Source organism: Paraglaciecola psychrophila 170 (assembly GCF_000347635.1).
GTDB lineage: Bacteria > Pseudomonadota > Gammaproteobacteria > Enterobacterales > Alteromonadaceae > Paraglaciecola > Paraglaciecola psychrophila.
Genome location: NC_020514.1, coordinates 4,494,859 through 4,515,178, shown reverse-complemented (window position 1 = coordinate 4,515,178; position 20,320 = coordinate 4,494,859). Strand labels below are relative to the sequence as shown.

Genomic DNA, 20,320 nt, shown 5'->3' with positions numbered 1-20,320 from the left:
TTCTCTTTTGTCATATTTCAATCTTAGGATTTGAGCTTAAAATAGGGGCTATTCGGTTGGTTGTCTTTAATACATAGTAAAAGCAATAAGGAGTTATTTTGAGCTTGGAAAATTACCCACTTTCAAAACATATACAAAACAATAGCCCGCTGGCCTTTGGCTGCATGGGATTAGGCGGAGAATGGGGCGCTGACCCAATCACTAAACAGAATATTAAACAGGCGCACGATGTGGTTGATGCTGCTTTAGCTGCGGGGATCACTTTATTTGACCATGCTGATATTTATACCTTAGGTAAGGCTGAAAAAGTATTTGGTGAAGTGTTAAAACAACGTCCTGAGTTACGCCAACAGATGGCGATTCAATCAAAATGTGCCATTCGTTTTGACGATGAGTTTGGGCCTAAGCGCTACGATTTTTCTGCTGATTGGATTGTGCAATCTGTAGAAAACTCTCTGTCCCGTCTTAATATTGAACAACTCGATGTATTAATGTTGCACCGCCCTGACCCTTTGATGGAGCCTGAATCTGTAGCTGCGGCTTTTGATCAATTACACAGTGCTGGCAAGGTAAAACACTTTGGCGTGTCAAATATGCAACAACAGCAAATGGCGTTTTTGCAGGCACATTTACAGCAACCTCTGATGGTGAATCAAGTGGAATTGAGCTTGTCGCATCTAGCATGGTTAGAAGAGGGGGTGACTTCGGGGAATTCAGGCCAGCCAGCGGTTAATTATGGCGCTGGCACCATTGAATACTGTCGCCAAACAGGTGTGCAATTACAGTCGTGGGGTAGCCTATGTCAGGGGCTTTATTCCGGAAAACAAGTCGCAAACGCCAGCAAGGCTGTTCAACAGACTTCACAATTGGTGGCCAAGCTTGCTGCTGAATATCAAGTCAGTACAGAAGCCATAGTGCTTGCTTGGGTGATGCGTCATCCGGCTCACATTCAGCCCATTATTGGTACGACTAATATTCAACGGATACAAGCCTGTGCGCAGGCGACTCAAGTCACACTGACACGAGGCCATTGGTATGCGTTATGGGTTGCAGCTCGTGGAAATGAGTTGCCTTAATCGATTTACCTGTAACTACTATTCTTCAAACTATTATTTGGACTTTGTTTAAGGCAACCAATGAATTAATTCTTGCACAACAGTTTATTACTGCATCATTAATAGAAGTGCGGCTGCGCAAGTTGCCAATTGCAGTAGCTATTGTTGACGCACATGGAGAGCTGATGAGTTTTGTGCGTACTGATGAGTGTGCTCTTCATGCTGGTGTCTTGGCGCCTAACAAGGCCTATACCGCTGCCAGAGGTCGGCAAAAATCGAGTGCTCTGGGGCAGTGGGCTAACACCACTGGTAAGGACATGGGGTATTGGACAGACAGTCGTATTACCGGTTGTGTGCCGATAACGCTGTACGGTAACGTTATTGGTGGAATTGGTATTAGTGGCTTAAGTGAGAATAAGATGAGCAACTTGCACTGTTAGTGATAGAGAAAGTTTTAGCGAATAGTTAACAGCATCATTATGAGTATGAATTTTATACAGCATTGTTCGTGTACTTTCTTTTGATGACAATAAAAACTATTGGAGCCAGATACTGTCTTGAGGATCAAGCCCAAATCTGATTAATGTTGATAATTTACATCAAACGGCTTTCCTGATTTTAATACGCCGAAAGCCAGTACCAGTAATTTTCGCATCACCGCGATTAAAGCTACTTTTTTAGGCTTACCTTTGGTTAAAAGTTTATTATAAAAAGCGAACACTGATGAGTTATATCTGACTGCAACCATGGCTGGCATATACAATGATTTTCGTAATCTAGTACTGCCCGTCTTTGACAAGCTGGAACGGTTAATACTGGTCGCAGATTGATCAATTCTTGGATTGAGCCCGCCATAACGTTATCTGCTTATTTATTTGTATATAGAGTGTATTAATGCTCGGGCAAATCAATTCAAAATATTCAGAAATTTGGTTAAGTTTGTTATTCAGAAAAACACTGTTTTTGTTGCTCATAAAGACAAAGGGATTATTAATTTGGGCAAAATTAAAGCAGGTTTGCTAGTTATCTCTGTGTACTTTGTATTCGATTTTCTGTTAGTCTCGAGCTGTAAGGATATTTACAACACTAATTTCAATCATCGTTCAAGAGAATATGGAATGTTTATGAATACACGATTGCCTCTACTAAGCTTTTTATTTTTAATATTCAGTGGCTGCACAAGCATAGATGGCGTGCCAGAACGTTCTGTTGACATCGAGTCTGAACTTAATGCATTAGCACCTTACTTTGCACCAAGCGTCATTGCAGACTATAACGCCAAACTTTCAAACTCTGATAAGCGAGAATACCGCAATGAAGTTATTGCAGCTCGAATGCGTGCTATTGATTTAAATTTCAATGAATTCATTAAAAACATCTCTTCAGAAAGCAAATATATTGGCATAGGAACAGATACAGCTGTTCTACTACTGAACGCTGTAGGCGCGGTTTCAACAGTATCAAGCACTCAAGCCATTTTATCAGCGTCGTCTGCCAGTATATTGGGAACAAAATCATCGATTGATAAAAATGCATTTTTCGATACAACACTCTCAGCATTAGTGTCACAAATGCAGGCAACTCGTGCACAAACACTTGTAAAACTCTATTTAGGATTAAGCTCTTCGGCAAAAGATTACCCACTAATGCTGGGTCTAGTTGATATTGAAAACTACTTCCAAGCAGGCACAATAATAGGTGCGGTGTCGGAAATTAGTAAAACAGCCGGTAACGCAAAAATTGAAGCCGAAGAAGAAGTTAAAGAAATACGCACAGGTGAATATCTTAAAGATCAGGCTGGCAATACACTGCGTGAATTATGGAAGCCAGATGGAACTACTAAAGACAAATACTTTGAAGGTAAATTGGGGGTTTGGATGAAAGAAAATAATATAGATGCCTCTATAACTTATTTTTTCTCCTCAGCTGATTTCGCTGAAGACAGGAAAAAAGCGTTGAAAGAATTAAAACTTTAAAAGGAATAACACATGCCACGTACAGAAAGTTTAACAGATATCCCTGAATCAGATCTTCAACAACTCGTCGGTGACTTTGAAAGTGAAGGAGCGACGGTCACCAAGAAAAAACAACCTGATGGTAATTGGACTGTGGAAGCTCAATTTCCCTAACCTATATTTATTTCATCAAACTAGCTTGAATAGCCTCCGTCAGGTTATTCAGGTCATTGCTGTGCGTGCTCGACAAGTGTTTTTGCAAGTTGGCTGTCTTGGGCAAGAAGTGCCAGTAAACTTCTGAAAGATTTTTTGCCCTTTGCATATCTGAACCCAGTTCTAATTAGGGGCTATTTACCCGTTAGCTCTTTTAGAATGATACTCCAGTGATCAAGACCATCATAAAAAGACCATCATAAAATGTTTAAATAGGCAGTCGTTCGTTCAGGCCGTGGGCAAACATTTCATCGGGACGCGAAAATACACTTGATACAGCTCATGTTGGAATGCCGGCTTTGCGAAAGTCCATGCCGTCGGTGCTACCTGATTCCATGTAGGCAATAGTTTGCACATTCGGGTAACGTGCACGAACAGCTTTATTAACTGACGCCATAACGTCATCACGCAATTCTGACATGAGACTTTCTACTGGTGAGTCTAATGTGACAAATTCAACAGCGTCATTTTCAACTACTTTTTGTAATGTTTGTTTGACCTGTGTAACACTTACCCCTGGAAATATTCGGCAATTGACTGTGGCCGTGGCGGATTGGGGCAGGGCATTTTCGGCGTGTCCTGCGGTTAACATGGTGGTGACACAAGTGGTACGAGTGGTACCAACGTATGACGATTCTGTTTCAAGTCGGTCGGATGCCTTTTTATTGCTAGGGTCAGCGGCAAACGCTGTCATTGCCTGTCCTAGTTTACCACCGAGTTGAGCCCCTGATACTTTGAAAAACTCACGGGTCATGTCACTCCACATGACGGGGAAGTGGTAATCTCTGATGTTGAGTAATGCTGTTGATAGTTCATAAATAGCGTTATCGGGACGGGGTCTTGAACTGTGACCGCCCTTGTTGCGTAATGTGAGTTCGAAGCTGACATAGGTTTTTTCTGCCGCTTGCACTAGGTAAGCTATGGCTTTGCCATTTGCATCGAGATCACCACCACCGGCGTCAGAGTCAAGGGCATATTCTGCTTTTGCCAGTTCTGGGCGTTCATTGGCCAGAATTTTTGTGGTTATCATGCCGGTTTCTTCATCACCAGTGAAAACCAAGGATATCTCTCGGTTAGGTATAACCCCTTCTTTTTTCAAACGTATAAAGGTTGACGAGAGCATGGTAATAACGAGTTTATTGTCGATTTTGCCGCGGCCGTAAAAATATTTGTCATCTTGAGTGAGGCCAAAAAAAAGGGCGTCCCAGTCTATGTCTAGTGCTTCTACTACGTACATATGGCCCAGTAACAGAATAGATTTATCAATAGTGCCATCTCCTTGGTAGCGAACAATCATGCCGATTGTTTCACCACTAGGAATAATACGAATATCTTCATCTTTGAAATCGACTTCACGAAACTCTTTTGCCAGGTATGCGGCCATTTCAGGAACCTTGCCACGCCCAGCTATCGTTGGGATCTAAATGATAGTTTTGTAAATTTCTAGGGCTTTTATTGCCTGGGGAGAATCTTTTGCTCCTACTGCTAGGGTTGGCATAGAGGCTAACAGCAATATTGTGATAGAAAGGATTTTTATCATGTTGGCAATCCATTGTATAAATAAAGAACAAATATCTGCTCTAGACGTAATTAACTTCAATTGCAGTCACTAATTGGCCTCTATCTTGATTTTACCCTCTGATCTAGCATACAAACACTTTGCTAAGCGGTCTTGAGTGCTTTAAAATCGTAGGGTTCTGTTTCTTTTTTATATGTCGGTACATTCTGTGGTTTCAGCTAGTTCAATAACTTTACTTAAAAATGCCAATGTTTTTGCTCCGGATTCGGTTGGGCTTAAACATCTTGTGATTGGTGGCGGAGAAATCCTGTATATGGGTGATGATTTACCCGTTTTAGACTCGCTACTGGCCGTTGATGAATTAGACTTGCAAGGCCAAGCGCTTATTCCCGGATTTATCGACGCCCATACTCATATTACTGGCGGCGGCGGCGAAGCTGGTTTTTCTACTCGTGTGCCTGCTGTGCCTTTAAGTCAATTCACTAAAGCAGGTGTCACCACTGCTGTGGGGCTGTTGGGTACCGATGATGTCACTCGAAGCACCGAATCATTATTGGCACAAGTATACTCATTACGTGAAGAGGGATTGTCTGCCTACTGTTATACCGGTGGTTATCATCTTCCGCCGACTACGCTGACCGGCTCTATCAGAACTGATATTGTTTTTATTGAGCCAATTGTGGGAGTAGGTGAGCTGGCCATCAGTGATCACCGTTCGTCTCAACCCACACTGAATGAATTACTTAAAGTGGCATCAGAGGCCCATGTTTCGCGTTTGATGACCGGTAAAGCAGGCATAGTGCATTTGCATTTAGGTGACGGCGAGCGTGGGCTAGAGTTAGTGCGCGAAGCGTTAGCACAGTCCGAGATACCTGCTAAAACCTTTAACCCGACTCATGTGAATCGGCGCAGAGAGTTATTTGAGGAAGCGTGCGAGTTAACCAAGCAGGGTTGTTGGATTGATGTCACCGCATTTGAAACCGGCGATGTGGGTTACGAGCCAGCTGACGCATTGTTACGCTTTATTAACAGTGATTATCCGCAGGACAAATTAACCATTAGCTCAGATGGCGGTGGTTGTCTGCCTAATTTTGATAAACAGGGTCATATGACTAAAATGGATTTTGCTAATTCTATTGCTATGACCAATGTTTTCTATCAGTTGATAGACCAAGGAACAAAAATACAAGATTGCTTAGCCTTTTTTACAAGCAATGTCGCAACGCTTATGAACTTTAAAACTAAAGGTCGAATAGCACTCGGTATGGATGCTGATTTAATCGTTTTAGATAAACAAAACCGAATTAGCCACGTAATGGCAAAGGGTGTTTGGCATATCTACAATAAAGAAGTTGTTAAAAAAGGTACCTTTGAGGAATAAAAATGCCGTCTCCAGATATTAAAGGGCAACAACGTGGGTTTGTAATACCCATAGGTGGCGCTGAAGAAAAAATAGATAACCCTGAAATCTTAAAGAAATTTGTTGAGTTATGTGGTGGTAGTGAAGCTGATATTTGCATCGTACCTACCGCTTCTCAGTTAGAAGATACGGGTGAGCGATATCAAAAATTATTTACAGATTTAGGGGCCGGTAATACCCACTGGTTGCCTATTAGTGATCGTAATGATGCTAAAAAAGAAGAATACGTCACCCAACTTGAAGGGTGTACGGGCATATTTATTACTGGGGGGAATCAACTACGCTTGTCGACTATTCTCGGTGGCACACCCATAGCTCAGACTATTCGTAAGCTAAATGCTCAAGGTGTGCATGTGGCTGGCACTTCAGCGGGTGCAGCTATTGTGTCGCAACATATGATCACCGGTGGTAATACCGGTATTGTACCTACTGAAGATGGCGTTAACTTAGCACCTGGTTTGGGACTGATTAATACTATCGTGGTTGATCAACATTTTAATGAACGTAATAGATTGTCACGTTTGTTAAGTGCTGTGTCTTACAATCCGTTTTTATTAGGCCTTGGACTGGATGAAGATACCGCCGCTTTTATCGACGGTGATAATGAATTTACCGTAGTGGGCAGTGGTGCTATTACAGTCATCGATCCGTCGGATATAGAACATTCATCTATGGCCGAAGCTCGCAGCGGAGATGCACTGACGTTGTTGAACTTAAAATTGCATATATTGGCAAACGGAAGTCGTTATAACATTAACGATCGAAAAGCCTTCATCGAATAATCGCCTCCTATGAAATGGGCCAGCAATATTTTTTCTGGCCACTTTCATACTAATCATTTTTCTTAACGAACTAAAAAAATTGGCGCTTATCAGCGTTTTTCTATAAATTAGATTGATGCATAATACATCGATTCATTTTCAACGTAATCTTAATTCAGCAAACTTAAACAGGAAACCTTAGTCTATGAAAATACTTAGCAAAAATGTGTATGTTGGTCCTAACATCTACGCTAATTTTCCTGTAATTCGTTATCAAATTGATATTGGTGAGCTCGAGCAATGGCCTTCGGTAAAATTGGGCACGGGTTTTATTGATGGGTTGATAGAAGCGTTGCCTTCATTGCAAAGCCATGGTTGTTCATATGGTGAAGAAGGCGGCTTCATCAAGCGGTTGAAAGAAGATGAGGGGACTTGGATAGGACATATTTGGGAACATGTTGCCCTTGAATTACAAAACTTAGCTGGCTCACCGGTCAATTTTGGACGCACCAGAAGTTTGAAGAAAGAAGGTTGTTACAACGTTGTTTATCAATATCATCAAAGAGACGTGGGTCTAGAGGCTGGCTCTTTAGGGATGCGTTTATTAACGCATCTGATGCCTGCCAATGTGCAACAAGTCATTAAAGCAAATATTGAGGATGATTTTGACTTTACCGATGAGCTTCGTAGTTTTGTTCGCATGGCTCAACGAAAAGAATTTGGCCCCAGTACCGGGTCTTTAGTGGCTGCAGCAGAACAGCGCAATATTCCATGGCTTAGACTAAACGAATACAGTTTGGTGCAGTTTGGGCACGGTAAATACCAACAGCGTATCCAAGCCACCATCACCAGTGAAACTAAACACATCGCAGTAGAAATTTCTTGCGACAAAGAAGATACTCATAACCTACTCAACGATTTAGGTTTGCCCGTTCCTCAACAGATGATGGCATATAGCGAAAAACAAGCCGCCAGGGCAGCTAATAAAATTGGTTTTCCAGTGGTCGTTAAACCTTTAAATGCCAATCACGGGCGAGGGGTCAGTATCAACCTCACAACGGATGAAGAGGTCATCACCGCTTATCATGAAGCGCAAAAACACGGCACCAGTAAAGCTATTTTAATAGAAAGCTTTTTAACGGGTTACGATCACCGAATGTTAGTTGTAAATAATGAACTAGTGGCGGTTGCTAAACGTGTTCCCGGTCATGTAGTGGGTGATGGTAGCAGTAGTATTGAAGAGCTGGTCGACATCGTTAACTTAGATCCGCGTCGCGGCATAGGCCATGAAAAAGTATTAACTCGATTGGAACTAGATAGCCAAGCAGAACGCTTGATGGATGAAGCAAACTACAACAAACAAACCATATTAGACAAAGACCAGGTTTTCTTTTTACGCTCTACAGCGAACTTATCTACAGGCGGCACAGCTATTGATGTCACAGATATGGTGCATCCCGACAACAGAGATATGGCAGTACGCTCTATCAAGGCCATCGGTCTTGACGTAGGTGGAGTGGACTTTTTATCCGACGACATCAGCAAATCGTATAAAGAAATTGGTGGCGGTATTTGCGAATGTAATGCTGCGCCCGGTTTTAGAATGCATGTGGCACCAAGTGAAGGCACACCCAGAGATGTCGCTGGAAAAGTGATCGATATGTTGTTTCCTGTTGGCAGTAAGGCGCGCATTCCTATTGCGGCTATTACCGGGACTAATGGTAAAACCACCACTTCTCGTATGTTAGCCAGCATCATGAAATCGTCTGGATTTACTACGGGTATGACTTCTACAGACGGTGTTTATATTGACGGACATTTAACGGTTAAAGGAGACATGACAGGACCCACTGCTGCACAAATTGTATTGCGTGACCCTAGCGTTGATTTTGCCATTATGGAAACAGCGCGTGGCGGTATTCTCAAGCGTGGTTTAGGCTATAACACTTGTAATGTTGGCGCTTGTATTAATGTTACTGCTGATCATTTGGGACAAAGGGGTATAAATACAGTAGAGCAATTGGCACAAATTAAACGTGTTGTGGTTGAAGTTGCGAAAGATGTAGTGGTGTTGAATGCCGATGATCATCTGTGTTTACAGATGGCTGATTTCTGTGAAGCCGAGCGTATATGTTATGTAACTATGGACTCAGGTCATGGCTTAGTGCGCGAACATATTCGCAGCGGTGGCATGGCAGCGGTACTCGAAAAAGGCATTAACGGCGACATGATCACCATTTATGATAAAGGCGCTCATATACCTTTACTTTGGACTCATTTAATTCCAGCCACGGTTGAAGGTAAGGCATTGCACAATGTGCAAAATGCCATGTTTGCCGCGGCAATTGCTTATAGTTTTGACACCTCGCTGGAAAATATTCGTCAAGGTTTACGGATTTTCAATACGTCATTCTATCAGGCGCCTGGTCGACTCAATATTTACGATGAACTACCGTTCAAAGTGATACTCGATTACGCCCACAATCCAGCTGCAATCGCTACGATTACCGACTTAGCAAAACGCTTAGATGTGAGTGGGAAACGCCGTATTGTGATGGCGATGCCGGGAGACAGACGAGATGAAGATATATTAGCCGTGGCAAATATTACTGCCAAAGGTTTCGATACTTTCATTTGTAAAGCTGACGATGACAGACGAGGACGTGGTCATGATGAAGTGCCTCAAATTCTCAAACAAACACTGCTGGATGCCGGTATCGATGAAGATAACATCCAAGTTATCCCAGCTGAAGAAGAGGCTATCGAGCAAGGTCTAAAAGATTGTAAAAAAGGTGATTTACTGATTATTTTGGGCGATAACATTACTCGCTGTTGGAAACAGATAGTGCATTTTAATAGCGACGCAGGTCAAGATAATCAAGATGAAACACCTTCTCAAGATTTCCCTGAAAAACTGTTTGAACACGTAGAGCATAAGTTTGAATTAAACGCAGGTGAATCGCTGGTACATGATGAGCGCGGTGTGCGTTTAGTGGTTGAACATGACGAAGATTCTGATTGAGGAAGATTCGAATAATGCGATTAGAACTAGAAGAAGCAAGGCGTTTAACGGGTCCTAACCTAATGTGGGATCACCCCGGTGCCATTCTTGATGTGGTGATTGAAGGCATCGATAAGCACAAAGTTGTGGATGTTTGGCAAAAGTGGGTTGAAACGTTGCTAACAGAGTTTGGTTGGCAACAGCAAACTACTTATCGGCTGCATAGTGAAGGGGCAAACTTAGCCCTTAGCGCCCCTATGGATGCCCTTTATTGTGCTTGCGATCTTGCTGAGTTGGCTTGGTATTGTGGTGTGGCTGAACTAAAAAACGAAGCCGAACCCTATTGGCAACAACGCCTAAGTGAATTACATGTTGAGCTTGCTGAAGAACTCAACCCTGCGCTTATTGCGCTTATGCAAGCAGCGCATAAACATGGAGTGAGTTGCATAACCGATGACGACGATGTCAGCCTAGGTATGGGTAAATCATCACACACTTGGCCGGTGCGTGAATTGCCTGAGTTGAAAGGGATTCAGTGGCAACACTATAAAGACATACCAAGCGCTTTCATAACTGGCACAAATGGCAAGTCAACCAGTGTTCGTTTGGCGTCGCACATCGCTAAAGCCGCTGGTTTTGTGGCTGGGGTCACTTCTACTGATTTTATTCGAGTGGGAGATAACATTATTGATACTGGGGACTATTCAGGTCCCGGTGGTGCCAGGATGTTACTCCGAGACCCACGCACTGAGCTGGCATTTTTAGAGGTAGCGCGGGGGGGAATATTAAGAAGAGGTTTACCCATTAATTCAGTTGCTGCGGCGCTTATTACCAATGTTGCCAGCGATCATTTGGGTCAATACGGTATCAATACAGTTGAAGAATTAGCAGAAACAAAGTTTGTGGTCGCTAAGGGGCTCGATGCGAAAGGTACATTAGTATTGAACGCCGATAACACACTTGTCATTGAGCAAGGATTAAAGCTCGATAATAAAATTTGTTGGTACAGCACAGACGAATCCAATGCTTTGATTCAAAGCCATTTGAAAACAGGTGGCGCAGCAGTATTTATGCGTAATAATCATATTGTGTATGCCATAGGTAACGTAGAAGAAAACATCGCATCATTAGAACAAGTCCCTATGACGCTCAATGGTGCTGCTCAGCACAATGTGCAAAATGCATTAGGTGTGGTTGGATTATCTAAAGCCCTTAATCTACCAACAGATGCGATTAGAGTGGGTTTAAAGGATTTCGGTAGTAACGCAGAAGATAACCCCGGAAGAGGTAATATCTATGATGTTAACGGCATCAAGGTGTTAGTCGATTTTGCCCACAATGAACACAGTATGCGAGCTGTGGTAAAAACCATTAATCAATTGCCTGCTAAACGTAAAATAGCCATGTTCAGCCACGCTGGGGACAGAAGTGACGACGAAATTCGTAATCTCACTTACGCAGTCACCGAGTTAGATGCGAGTTTATATATTGTCACTGAATTAGAGCACTATTTGCGCGGCCGCGAGATAGGTGAAGTGCCGAAAATTGTTAATGAATATCTTTGTAAGCAATTGATCTCCTCAGACAAAATACAAAATGCTGCTGATCCATTAGCAGGTGCGAAAATAGCTATGAATTTTGCGCAACCCGGTGATGTAGTGTTGTTATTTGTATTGTCAGATAGAGAACAAGTGCATGAATACCTGACCCAATCAGTTAGTCATAAGGTCAACTAACTCAAGCTGTAGATTTTGATCACTCTTGAAATTGTTGATATTCAGGTTTGTTAACATTAACTATTGTTACAATAATATCTGCTTTTCAAAAAGCAGATATTATTCTTGACTAAGAAAACCACACTTTTGCTAAAAACAATGAACATTCGAATAGGTCTCACGTTTTTTAGATTCTAAACCTCATTATTTATGGTCGCCAAGTTATATCAGACTTCCAACTTTCCAGCCATTGCGGATTATGTATAGCAGGCATCGGTTTTGAAATATCGTAACCTTGAGCTAATTCAAAGCCTAGTTGCGATAGAACAGTACCATGCTCAATTATTTCTACCACTTCAGCAATCACCTCAAGTTGAAATGTTTTCGCTATCCTGACAACGCCCAAAACAATGGCTAAGTCATCCTCGTTGATTAACATATATCGTATAAAACTCTGGTCTATTTTATCAGGCTGGCTGGAAAGCGTCTGAGATGGGTAAGGGAGGAGTACCTAGTACCAAAATCATCCAAAGTAAAGTGTACACCAAGGTCAATGTTAGCTTGCATGGTCGATATAATATAGTTGATGTCACTCAGTGCACTGGTTTCTAATATTCCTAATTCCAATAAATGAGGTGGCACATCGAGATTTAGGGCCAATAATACTGCCAAGCGTTTTACAAATTCAGCTTAATGGAGTTGGCCACATCAGGTTTAATGCCAACCATTTTAAAAAAAGGATAAGTCTATACCTGAACTACGTAATATGTGTGGATTGAGAATTGTAGACTGACGAGTGACAGTTTATATAAGCAATGTCTGTCCTTGTGGCCGTCTGTTATTAAAGTGTGTTGAAGTACAAAAACGCTTTAAATCACATGTGAGCTATTGGCTACATGGCACATAACCTAAACACTCTAAATATTGATAATAAAGATGAATCGCCAGTTGAACTCAAAGCTCAAAGCAGCCTTTGATGTGTATTTGCATAAGTAAGCTGAGTAATCAAACCATGTGGTGAAATTAATGCTTGGCGATGCAAAGTTGATCGCTAAAAGTATTGATAATGTTTATATATCAGGAGTGACAACGCAGCTGATACTGTTATAACCTGTGAGATCACCAGCAGAGTTTTTTGTGTCTTTTTATTATCAAATAAATGGCAAGTACCCAAAAGTTTGACCTTATGTGATCATCCATAAGGATTTTGGACGTCAAACCATTACGACCCTCAAGTGACAAGCCAAATGTATAACTACCAGCTTTTGGTCAATAGTTTTACTGTGTTTATAGTGATTGGTATTTGTCGAACTTTAGGCGAATAATATTGGATGTTTATCCTAAAGCAGCAGATATCCGTGATTATAAAACACCAAGAAAAAATTGCCTCCCCAGAGATTATTCAAAGTCGTTACGAAGACTTAGGTTACATCTGCAGTCATTCAGTCGCCACCTCAATATACTTGGCTTGTCATTTGCAAAAGCCGATTTTAATTGAAGGCCCTCCAGGCGTAGGAAAAACCGAATTAGCCAAAGTCACAGCCACTTATCTAAACGCGCCGCTTATTCGCATGCAGTGTTATGAAGGGCTTGACGAGTCAAAAGCGTTGTATGAGTGGAAGTATGGTAAACAGCTGCTTTACACCCAAGTACTTAAAGAACAACTGGGCGATGTGCTTCGAGGCGCGCGAGGTTTGGATGAATCTATCGCCCGCTTGCATGATTTTGGAGACATCTTTTATTCTCAAGAATTTTTGGAGCCTAGACCATTACTGCAAGCACTGCAGAGTGAAGATGGTGCCGTTTTACTGATAGATGAAATTGACAAGGCCGATCAAGAGTTTGAGGCCTTTCTACTAGAGTTGTTATCTGATTATCAGGTGTCTATCCCAGAAATAGGCACGGTAAAAGCCGTTTCGACTCCCATAGTGATGTTAACCAGTAACAATACTCGGGAGCTTGGAGATGCGTTAAAGCGCCGTTGTTTACATTTATATATTCCTTTTCCTGATGCCGCTTTAGAAAACCGTATTTTAGCGACTCAGGTTGAAGGTCTTGATTCGCAGCTAAGAGAGCAGATAGTTGCACTGATTGGCAAACTTAGGGACATGCCTTTGAAAAAATCACCCGCTGTCAGTGAAACTATCGATTGGGCAAGGGCGCTGCTTTTACTTAATGTTGAGGAGCTTGACTCACATTGGGTTAAAGAAACCTTGAATTTATTACTGAAATTTCAGGATGATATTGAGTTGGTCGAGCCAGAAATAAAAGCCCTGTTAAAGGGTTTACGTTAGGTGCGTTTTGTTGCCGACTTTATAGGTGCGCTGCGTGAAGCGGGTCTACAGGTGTCGCCAGCCGAATCATTGGATGCGTTAAAAGCTATTAAGTTGTTAGGACTTGAAAGTCGCCAGACGTCTAAAACTGTCTTAGCTTTAACCTTGGTCAAGCGACAAGCTGATCAAGTGATTTATGAGGAGTTGTTTGACCTATATTTTGCGGGTGTTGGAAAAACCAAAGCGTCGAATAAAGAGTTGAATAAGGGGTCAAATAAAGAAGCGGATAAAAGCGAGAGCGAGTCCTCTGATAATCCGCTAGAAACAAAGAACAACCCGCACTCAAGCCAAGCTGATATGTCAGATGGTGAGGGGATGCAAACTAGCCCAAGTTCATCATTGGGGCAGGCTCTAGGTAAAAATAAAGATATGAGTTTGGCAATCACTCAGGCTGCTATAGATGAGAAACTGTCTTCCATTGTTTTGTTTACTCAAAAAAATTACTTCGCTTATAAAATAATGCAACGCCTTGGGGATGAAGCTTTAAGCGCTGAAATCCGTTCGCAAGCGAACAGTCTTGAACATAAAAACAGTCTTGAACACAAAAGAAAGCAGCGTGAATTAGTGAAAGCTCGGGCACGTCTGCTTGATCAAGTGAAAGATTATGTAGAGCAGCAGTATGGGATTTTTGCTCAACATAAAGGCCTGAAGTACCGTGAGGAATATCTACAGCAGGCAAAGTTAAGCCAGCTTGATCGTATTGATTATAAATTAATGCAACGTTTGGTACAGCGAGCCGCACGGAAATTAGCTTCGCAACATAGTCGCAAACGTTTAACCCGTAAACGGGGTCAGTTGGACGTGCGCAAAACTATCGCCGCCAATGCTGCTTTTGATGGAGCATTATTTCACACCCGCTGGAAAGCGACGCGCATCGAACGACCTAAAATTGTGGCGATCTGTGATGTCAGCGGTTCGGTTAGTCGTGTTGCGCGTTTTCTTTTGTTGTTTCTCTACTCTATGCAAGACGTTATGCCGAAAGTGCGATCTTTTATTTTTGCCTCTGAAATGATTGAGGTCACGGAACTTTTTAAGCAACAAGGTATTGAGTTGGCGCTCGAAGAAATCATGAAACGCTGGGGTGGTTTGTCTACAGATTATGGCAAAGCGCTGGCAGGGTTTCAGTCACAAGCGCTGGCGGGTATTGATAAAAAAACCACGGTTATCATGCTTGGTGATGCGCGAAATAATCAAGGTGATGGCCGAACTGACATTTGGGAAAAGGTGTTTCGTCAGAGCAAACGCGTTTTGTGGCTCAATCCGGAGCAGCGCAATAGTTGGGATAGTGGCGACTCTATTATGTCTGAGTATTCGCCTTGGTGCAGTAGTGTCGAGCCTTGCCGAAATTTAAAGGATATCGAACGTATTTTTAGTCGGCTTTTAAAGCACAGTTAATATATCCCCAGTCGTTCTGACTCGATCATTTTGAGGTTGTATGGGAATGCGATGGGCGAAGGCGCGAGCGAAACTCTCGAGGCGTGACATCGGTCAGCGATTTAAATACTTTTGAGAACGAGCTGACATCTCGATAACCCACCCCCATTCCGATTGTTTTAATACTGTCTTGGGTATTGCCTAAAGAGTGTTTTGCGGCTTCAACTCGAAGTCGTTGTAAATAGCGAGACGGCAGTTCACCTGTTGCTTTTTGAAAGCGGCGAATGAAGGTGCGCTTACTCATACCAATTTGTTTGGCTAGATGCTGCAGCTCCAAACTTTCGGTATAACGTTCGTCGAGCCAGTCCTGTGCTCGATGAATGCCTAAATCTCTGTGTTGACGAAAACCGGCGATATTAATCAGGTTTACATCATTGATTCGACGACTATCAAAGCTAATGTCTCTTGCCAAACTTGCAGCTAGAGACGGGCCGCAAAATTTTTCCAGTAGGTGCAGACTTAGGTCCATTGAGGCATTTTGGCCATTCGAGCTGTAGATACCTGCATGCTCTACACTTGCTTGGTTAGCCTGCCATTGAATATCAGGATAACGCTGTTCAAATTCTCGCAGGTGACGCCAATAGGTGGTTGCTCGTCCTCCGTTCAATATACCGGCCTCTGCAGCCCAGAAAATACCGCTATTAATTCCAGCGATGCGAGCACCTTGAGCATATTGCTGCGCCAGCCAAGGTGGAATTTCAGGATGTTGCTGAGTGACTTGTTCGAAATCCCCCCAGTAGTGGGCAAGTATAATTAGATCGTAAGATTGCTCGCCTATCATCGTATCGCCATTGATTGAATGGCCACCATATAGCTGGACAGGTTGATTGTCCGAACTGAGCAAATCACAGTGGAATTGCTGATCCTTTGGTTGACGTAAGTTAGCGCTGTGAAACAACTCCAATGAGCTAAAAACCGTAGAAGCCCAGGCACCATTATAGATCAATAAGGCAACTCGCCATTTTGCATCAGGCATGATTTTCGACACTTGAATAATTTTCTCCGGGGTACTTTCTATTTTAACTAAACTATTTTGACACATATACTGTATTAAGTGTCACTTTACCCTAAGTACAATGTAAAAGAAGGGGCGTAAAGTAGTGGCCTACTTGGGGTCAGTCCCGAGATGAACAATTGATAGAGGAAATACAAAGTGGATATTACATTTTCAGCTGAGGAATTGGCTTTTAGAGACCAAGTACGTGTATTTTTATCTGAGTCTTGGACTGAAGATTTAGCGTCGCGTATAAACGCTCGTGATGGCGATTACAAAGCAGCACAAATTGAATGGCAGAATAAACTCAGTGCAAAAGGTTGGCTTGCTCCGGGATGGCCTGTTGAACATGGTGGTGTGGATTGGTCGGTGACCGAAAACTTTATTTTTGAGACGGAACGTTCACTAGCTGGTATTCCTGATGTGGTTCCATTTGGCTTGAAAATGGTGGCCCCGGTTATTTATGACTTTGGTAACGACGAACAGAAAAAGCGTTTTTTGCCGCGTATTCTTAAAAACCAAGATTGGTGGTGTCAGGGTTATTCAGAACCTGGTGCAGGTTCAGACCTAGCGGCATTAAAAACCAAAGCAGAATTGGACGGCGATGACTACATCGTAACAGGAGCCAAAATTTGGACGACTTACGCACAGTATTCTGATTGGATTTTCTGCCTGGTTCGCACCGACTCTTCTGGCAAGCGTCAAGATGGTATTACCTTCCTGTTGATTGATATGAGTAGTCCTGGTGTTTCGGTCAATAAGATTTCTTCTATTGACGATCACCATAGTCTTAATGAAGTTGTTTTTGACAACGTACGTGTTCCTACTGCAAATCGCATTGGCGAGGAAGGCAAAGGCTGGACTTATGCCAAGGCTTTATTGGCTCACGAACGTACTTCTATTGCAGCCGTTGCCGATTCTAAGCGTAAGCTACGGGAACTCCGGAATTTACTCGCTCAAGAAGTGAGCGGTGGACGTCCTCTTAGCGAAGATACCCAGTTTCAGAATCGTCTTTCTAATACTGAAATTGAACTGATGGCCTTAGAATACACAGAGTTACGTGTACTGGCCTCAACAGCAGACGGCAAAGGACCGGGCGTTGAGTCTTCACTTCTAAAAATCAAAGGTACTGAGATTCAACAAGCGATCCAGCAGATGTATATGGATTTAGCCGGATATTACAGTGGTGTGATCCACGGTGAAGATACTGAAGAAACCATTGGCCACGCTTTTGGACACTCAGCGAGACAAGCTTATATGTACGGACGAGCCGCCACGATTTACGGTGGTTCAAACGAAGTACAGAAAAATATTACCGCTAAATACGTATTGGGCCTTTAATCATGAATTTTAATTTATCCGAAGAACAAAATATGCTCAAAGACAGCGTCGCGCGCTTTGTGCGAGACGAATATGACTTTGATAGCCGACGCGCTAATGCCTCGAGTGAGTTAGGCTTTAACCCTGCTAACTGGCAAATGTTTGCTGAACTTGGTTGGCTTTCTATTCCCTTCGACGAAGCCCATGGCGGTTTTGGCGGCGGAGCCACTGAAGTGATGGCAGTGATGGAAGAGATGGGTAAAGGTTTAGTGGTTGAGCCATTTGTTGCTACAGTATTAATGTTTGGTGGCTTGCTAAATAAAAGCGGTAACACTGCCTTGCAAGATGCCAATATTGAAAAAATCATCGACGGTTCACTGCAAGGTTCATTTGCCTACTTAGAACGTCAAAGCCGTTTTGAATTGGCCGACGTGAAAACCCAAGCTAAACGTGACGGAGCTGACTTTGTCCTTAACGGCGAAAAGACTGTGGTGTCTAATGGCATGGCCGCTAATAAAGTGGTTGTGTCTGCGAGAACTTCAGGTGAACAGTGTGATGAAGCGGGTATTACTTTGTTCCTGATTGACACCGACGCACCGGGCGTAGAGCGGACTTCTTACCGCCTGATGGACGGACAACTAGTTGCAAACATCAAGCTCACCGATGTACGTGTTGCTGCGGATCACGTTTTAGGTGATGTCGATAACGGCTACACACTGATTGAAGCAGTGGTGGGTGACGTCATTATCGCTTTGTGTGCAGAAGCCATGGGCATTATGCAAAAACTTAACACCACCACGATTGAATACACCAAGACACGCAAACAATTTGGTGTGGCTATTAGTAGCTTTCAGGCATTGCAGCATCGCATGGTTGATATGTTTATGGCAGGTGAACAAGCGAAGTCAATTTTGTACCGTGCAGTATGCGCTGCAGAAAGTGGTGCAGATGATTTGCCCAAAAACATTGCTGCGTTAAAAGTGATGATTGGTCGTAACGGTAAATTGATTGGCGACGAAGCCATTCAATTGCATGGCGGCATGGGTTTGACAGACGAACTTGATGTAGGACATTACGTTAAGCGTTTGATGATGATCAACACCACTTTTGGTGATGCTGACTTTCAACAGCGAAAGTTTAACAGCCTAACTTATTCTGACTAATAAGGTATTTAGTTTGATAAAAACGTATAAACGTTAATCCAATCTTTAATGAGATGGTCATATTAATCTGAGCATCTCATTTAATTAGTTTACCTCACTCAAAATATTTGTTACCTAATTTCAACTACTTATTAATACACTAAATCTCCCAAAATAAATCAACCTTGCATCAAGACTCCGGCTCGTATGATGCGTTATTTGATAAACTGTTCAATAATCTTTCTAAAGCCCACTCCTAGAGTATTAATTCAGAATCATCTTCCAACCTGTCGCAATTTTGGTCCACGCTAACTTAATCCTCAGAGTAGAAAAATCGATTCGTGTTATAAAAGAGATGTTTATAAGGGGCGCCTTAATTCTCAATTTATTTTTATGGGTACTGATGTCGCTTATTTAAGGTTGTAAGCTATAGATGTATAGCTTCAACCCCCAATGGTTTGACGAGATAAAACCCACATTTTCTTGCATCAAACCCACTAATTAGTAGTCCATGCATAGTAGCCCACGCAAATTTTGGAGTTCATATGAAGAATATCTTGGCCATCATCACGCTAGCAGTTTTTGTCTCTGGCTGCTCCCAACCCCCTTTAGAAAATCCCGTTCAACAAAGGCAGGGCGTTATCGTGAGTGGTTGGCAGGTAGACTTCTTAGACGAGTTTGACAGCTTTAATCCAAAAAACTGGCAAGATCAAATGATATGGGTGAATAACGAAGACCAATGTTATGTGTCAGATAATCAGTTTAATACTCGGGAAGTCAGCAACGGAACCCTAAAAATACGAGTGATTGACCTGGGTGAAAAAACGTCCTTGTGACAACCTCAATAAACAAGGTCAACAGCATCACGATACACAATATGTGGCTGGTCGTATTGCCTCAAAAAACCTTAAAGAGTTTGTTAAAGGTAAATGGACCGCTAGATTAAAAGTAGAAAATAGCGGTCAAGCTGGAATGTTCCCCGCGTGGTGGTTGCTGGGTGCTTTGAACAATGAACCACCAGTCCAAGAAGCCGATGAAATTGTATGTTGGCCAATGACAGGTTCAGGTGAAATAGATATTTTTGAACATCATAGTGACGGTGGCCCTGACCACTATGCAGCTCGAGCCATTAAAAGTAATGGTCAATGTGGCGGCGGTGATTGGCAATCATTGATGTTGGTTCAAGCAGCCCAACTTAACGAATACCATGAGTACTCGGTAGAATGGGTTGGTGATGATGTGATTTTCCGTCTCGGAGAAATGGAAGTTTATCGACTTCCTAATGAGGCATCTAAACTTTCTGAGCCATTCTTCGCTATATTAAATTTTGCTAAGATCAATGACTCTCCCATGACCCAAAACTGGACCATGGAAGTGGACTGGGTGAAACACGAAGTCTGGAAATAAACAAACGCACTGCAGTGGCCTTAAGTTTGCTTGATAATTTTTCAGTTAGAC

General features: G+C 42.5%; 16 protein-coding genes and 2 pseudogenes. 14 read left to right on the top strand and 4 right to left on the bottom strand.

Translation table 11 applies throughout. From position 1 onward, the window contains the following. Positions 1-98: 98 nt before the first annotated feature. Together C427_RS19745 and C427_RS19740 are read left to right on the top strand one after the other, a co-directional pair. Positions 99-1,076, top strand: coding sequence for an aldo/keto reductase (locus C427_RS19745; protein ID WP_007639696.1), 978 nt, complete (start codon positions 99-101; stop codon positions 1,074-1,076). Positions 1,077-1,120: 44 nt separating this feature from the next. Then, positions 1,121-1,495 (top strand): GlcG/HbpS family heme-binding protein, encoded by a 375-nt coding sequence (locus tag C427_RS19740; RefSeq protein ID WP_007639699.1) that lies wholly within the window; start codon positions 1,121-1,123, stop codon positions 1,493-1,495. A 140-nt stretch (positions 1,496-1,635) separates the two neighbouring features. Here the strand turns inward: C427_RS19740 and C427_RS25200 are convergent. Continuing rightward, positions 1,636-1,899, bottom strand: a pseudogene (locus C427_RS25200) (transposase); the annotation flags it as partial. Positions 1,900-2,179: 280 nt separating this feature from the next. Between C427_RS25200 and C427_RS19735 the strand changes: the two are divergent. Both C427_RS19735 and C427_RS26560 read left to right on the top strand, forming a co-directional pair. Next, positions 2,180-3,031, top strand: a complete 852-nt coding sequence (locus C427_RS19735) for a hypothetical protein (protein WP_007639701.1) — start codon at positions 2,180-2,182, stop codon at positions 3,029-3,031. 12 nt (positions 3,032-3,043) lie between these two features. Then, positions 3,044-3,184, top strand: coding sequence for a hypothetical protein (locus tag C427_RS26560; protein WP_007639703.1), 141 nt, complete (start codon positions 3,044-3,046; stop codon positions 3,182-3,184). A gap of 319 nt (positions 3,185-3,503) precedes the next feature. Here the strand turns inward: C427_RS26560 and C427_RS19730 are convergent, their stop codons facing one another. Further along, positions 3,504-4,607 (bottom strand): M20/M25/M40 family metallo-hydrolase, encoded by a 1,104-nt coding sequence (locus C427_RS19730; protein ID WP_007639707.1) that lies wholly within the window; start codon positions 4,605-4,607, stop codon positions 3,504-3,506. A 328-nt stretch (positions 4,608-4,935) separates the two neighbouring features. On the opposite strand from C427_RS19730, the gene iadA reads away from it, so the two are divergent. The 4 genes from iadA to C427_RS19710 all read left to right on the top strand — a co-directional run bounded on the left by iadA (position 4,936) and on the right by C427_RS19710 (position 11,660). Then, on the top strand, positions 4,936-6,123 hold the full coding sequence (iadA, locus tag C427_RS19725) for a beta-aspartyl-peptidase (RefSeq protein WP_034899697.1): 1,188 nt from the start codon (positions 4,936-4,938) through the stop codon (positions 6,121-6,123). Between the two features lie 2 nt (positions 6,124-6,125). Continuing rightward, positions 6,126-6,944: a cyanophycinase gene (locus tag C427_RS19720; RefSeq protein WP_007639713.1), complete on the top strand. Its 819-nt coding sequence runs from the start codon at positions 6,126-6,128 to the stop codon at positions 6,942-6,944. 184 nt (positions 6,945-7,128) lie between these two features. After that, positions 7,129-9,945: a cyanophycin synthetase gene (gene cphA, locus C427_RS19715; protein ID WP_007639714.1), complete on the top strand. Its 2,817-nt coding sequence runs from the start codon at positions 7,129-7,131 to the stop codon at positions 9,943-9,945. 14 nt (positions 9,946-9,959) lie between these two features. Further along, positions 9,960-11,660: a Mur ligase family protein gene (locus C427_RS19710; protein ID WP_007639716.1), complete on the top strand. Its 1,701-nt coding sequence runs from the start codon at positions 9,960-9,962 to the stop codon at positions 11,658-11,660. 187 nt (positions 11,661-11,847) lie between these two features. Here the strand turns inward: C427_RS19710 and C427_RS25195 are convergent. Then, a pseudogene (locus C427_RS25195) lies at positions 11,848-12,281 on the bottom strand (EAL domain-containing protein). A 689-nt stretch (positions 12,282-12,970) separates the two neighbouring features. On the opposite strand from C427_RS25195, the gene C427_RS19700 reads away from it, so the two are divergent. Both C427_RS19700 and C427_RS19695 read left to right on the top strand, forming a co-directional pair. Further along, positions 12,971-13,933, top strand: coding sequence for an AAA family ATPase (locus C427_RS19700; protein ID WP_007639718.1), 963 nt, complete (start codon positions 12,971-12,973; stop codon positions 13,931-13,933). After that, the gene (locus tag C427_RS19695; protein ID WP_007639720.1) at positions 13,934-15,367 is read left to right on the top strand and encodes a vWA domain-containing protein; all 1,434 of its coding nucleotides are present in this window, start codon (positions 13,934-13,936) and stop codon (positions 15,365-15,367) included. 25 nt (positions 15,368-15,392) lie between these two features. Here the strand turns inward: C427_RS19695 and C427_RS19690 are convergent, their stop codons facing one another. Beyond that, a complete protein-coding gene (locus C427_RS19690; protein WP_015431229.1) occupies positions 15,393-16,382 on the bottom strand; it encodes a GlxA family transcriptional regulator in 990 nt (329 codons plus the stop codon). Between the two features lie 177 nt (positions 16,383-16,559). Here C427_RS19690 and C427_RS19685 point away from each other — a divergent pair, with 177 nt between their 5' ends. From C427_RS19685 to C427_RS19675, 4 genes are all read left to right on the top strand, one after another. Further along, the gene (locus C427_RS19685) at positions 16,560-17,741 is read left to right on the top strand and encodes an acyl-CoA dehydrogenase family protein (protein WP_007639724.1); all 1,182 of its coding nucleotides are present in this window, start codon (positions 16,560-16,562) and stop codon (positions 17,739-17,741) included. 2 nt (positions 17,742-17,743) lie between these two features. Continuing rightward, positions 17,744-18,883: an acyl-CoA dehydrogenase family protein gene (locus C427_RS19680; RefSeq protein WP_007639726.1), complete on the top strand. Its 1,140-nt coding sequence runs from the start codon at positions 17,744-17,746 to the stop codon at positions 18,881-18,883. Between the two features lie 524 nt (positions 18,884-19,407). Continuing rightward, on the top strand, positions 19,408-19,698 hold the full coding sequence (locus tag C427_RS27860; RefSeq protein WP_236613714.1) for a LamG domain-containing protein: 291 nt from the start codon (positions 19,408-19,410) through the stop codon (positions 19,696-19,698). Beyond that, the gene (locus tag C427_RS19675; protein WP_015431227.1) at positions 19,679-20,269 is read left to right on the top strand and encodes a glycoside hydrolase family 16 protein; all 591 of its coding nucleotides are present in this window, start codon (positions 19,679-19,681) and stop codon (positions 20,267-20,269) included. The genes C427_RS27860 and C427_RS19675 overlap by 20 nt, the downstream gene beginning before the upstream one ends. The last annotated feature ends 51 nt before the right edge of the window (positions 20,270-20,320 follow it).

Bases quoted from the DNA above. Each gene is read 5' to 3' on its own strand.
- C427_RS19720 (WP_007639713.1), top strand. From the start codon at position 6,126: ATGCCGTCTCCAGATATTAAAGGGCAACAACGTGGGTTTGTAATACCC.
- C427_RS19710 (WP_007639716.1), top strand. From the start codon at position 9,960: ATGCGATTAGAACTAGAAGAAGCAAGGCGTTTAACGGGTCCTAACCTA.
- C427_RS19690 (WP_015431229.1), bottom strand. From the start codon at position 16,382: ATGCCTGATGCAAAATGGCGAGTTGCCTTATTGATCTATAATGGTGCC.
- C427_RS26560 (WP_007639703.1), top strand. From the start codon at position 3,044: ATGCCACGTACAGAAAGTTTAACAGATATCCCTGAATCAGATCTTCAA.
- C427_RS19680 (WP_007639726.1), top strand. From the start codon at position 17,744: ATGAATTTTAATTTATCCGAAGAACAAAATATGCTCAAAGACAGCGTC.
- cphA (WP_007639714.1), top strand. From the start codon at position 7,129: ATGAAAATACTTAGCAAAAATGTGTATGTTGGTCCTAACATCTACGCT.
- C427_RS27860 (WP_236613714.1), top strand. From the start codon at position 19,408: ATGAAGAATATCTTGGCCATCATCACGCTAGCAGTTTTTGTCTCTGGC.
- iadA (WP_034899697.1), top strand. From the start codon at position 4,936: ATGTCGGTACATTCTGTGGTTTCAGCTAGTTCAATAACTTTACTTAAA.
- C427_RS19730 (WP_007639707.1), bottom strand. From the start codon at position 4,607: ATGGCCGCATACCTGGCAAAAGAGTTTCGTGAAGTCGATTTCAAAGAT.
- C427_RS19735 (WP_007639701.1), top strand. From the start codon at position 2,180: ATGAATACACGATTGCCTCTACTAAGCTTTTTATTTTTAATATTCAGT.
- C427_RS19700 (WP_007639718.1), top strand. From the start codon at position 12,971: ATGTTTATCCTAAAGCAGCAGATATCCGTGATTATAAAACACCAAGAA.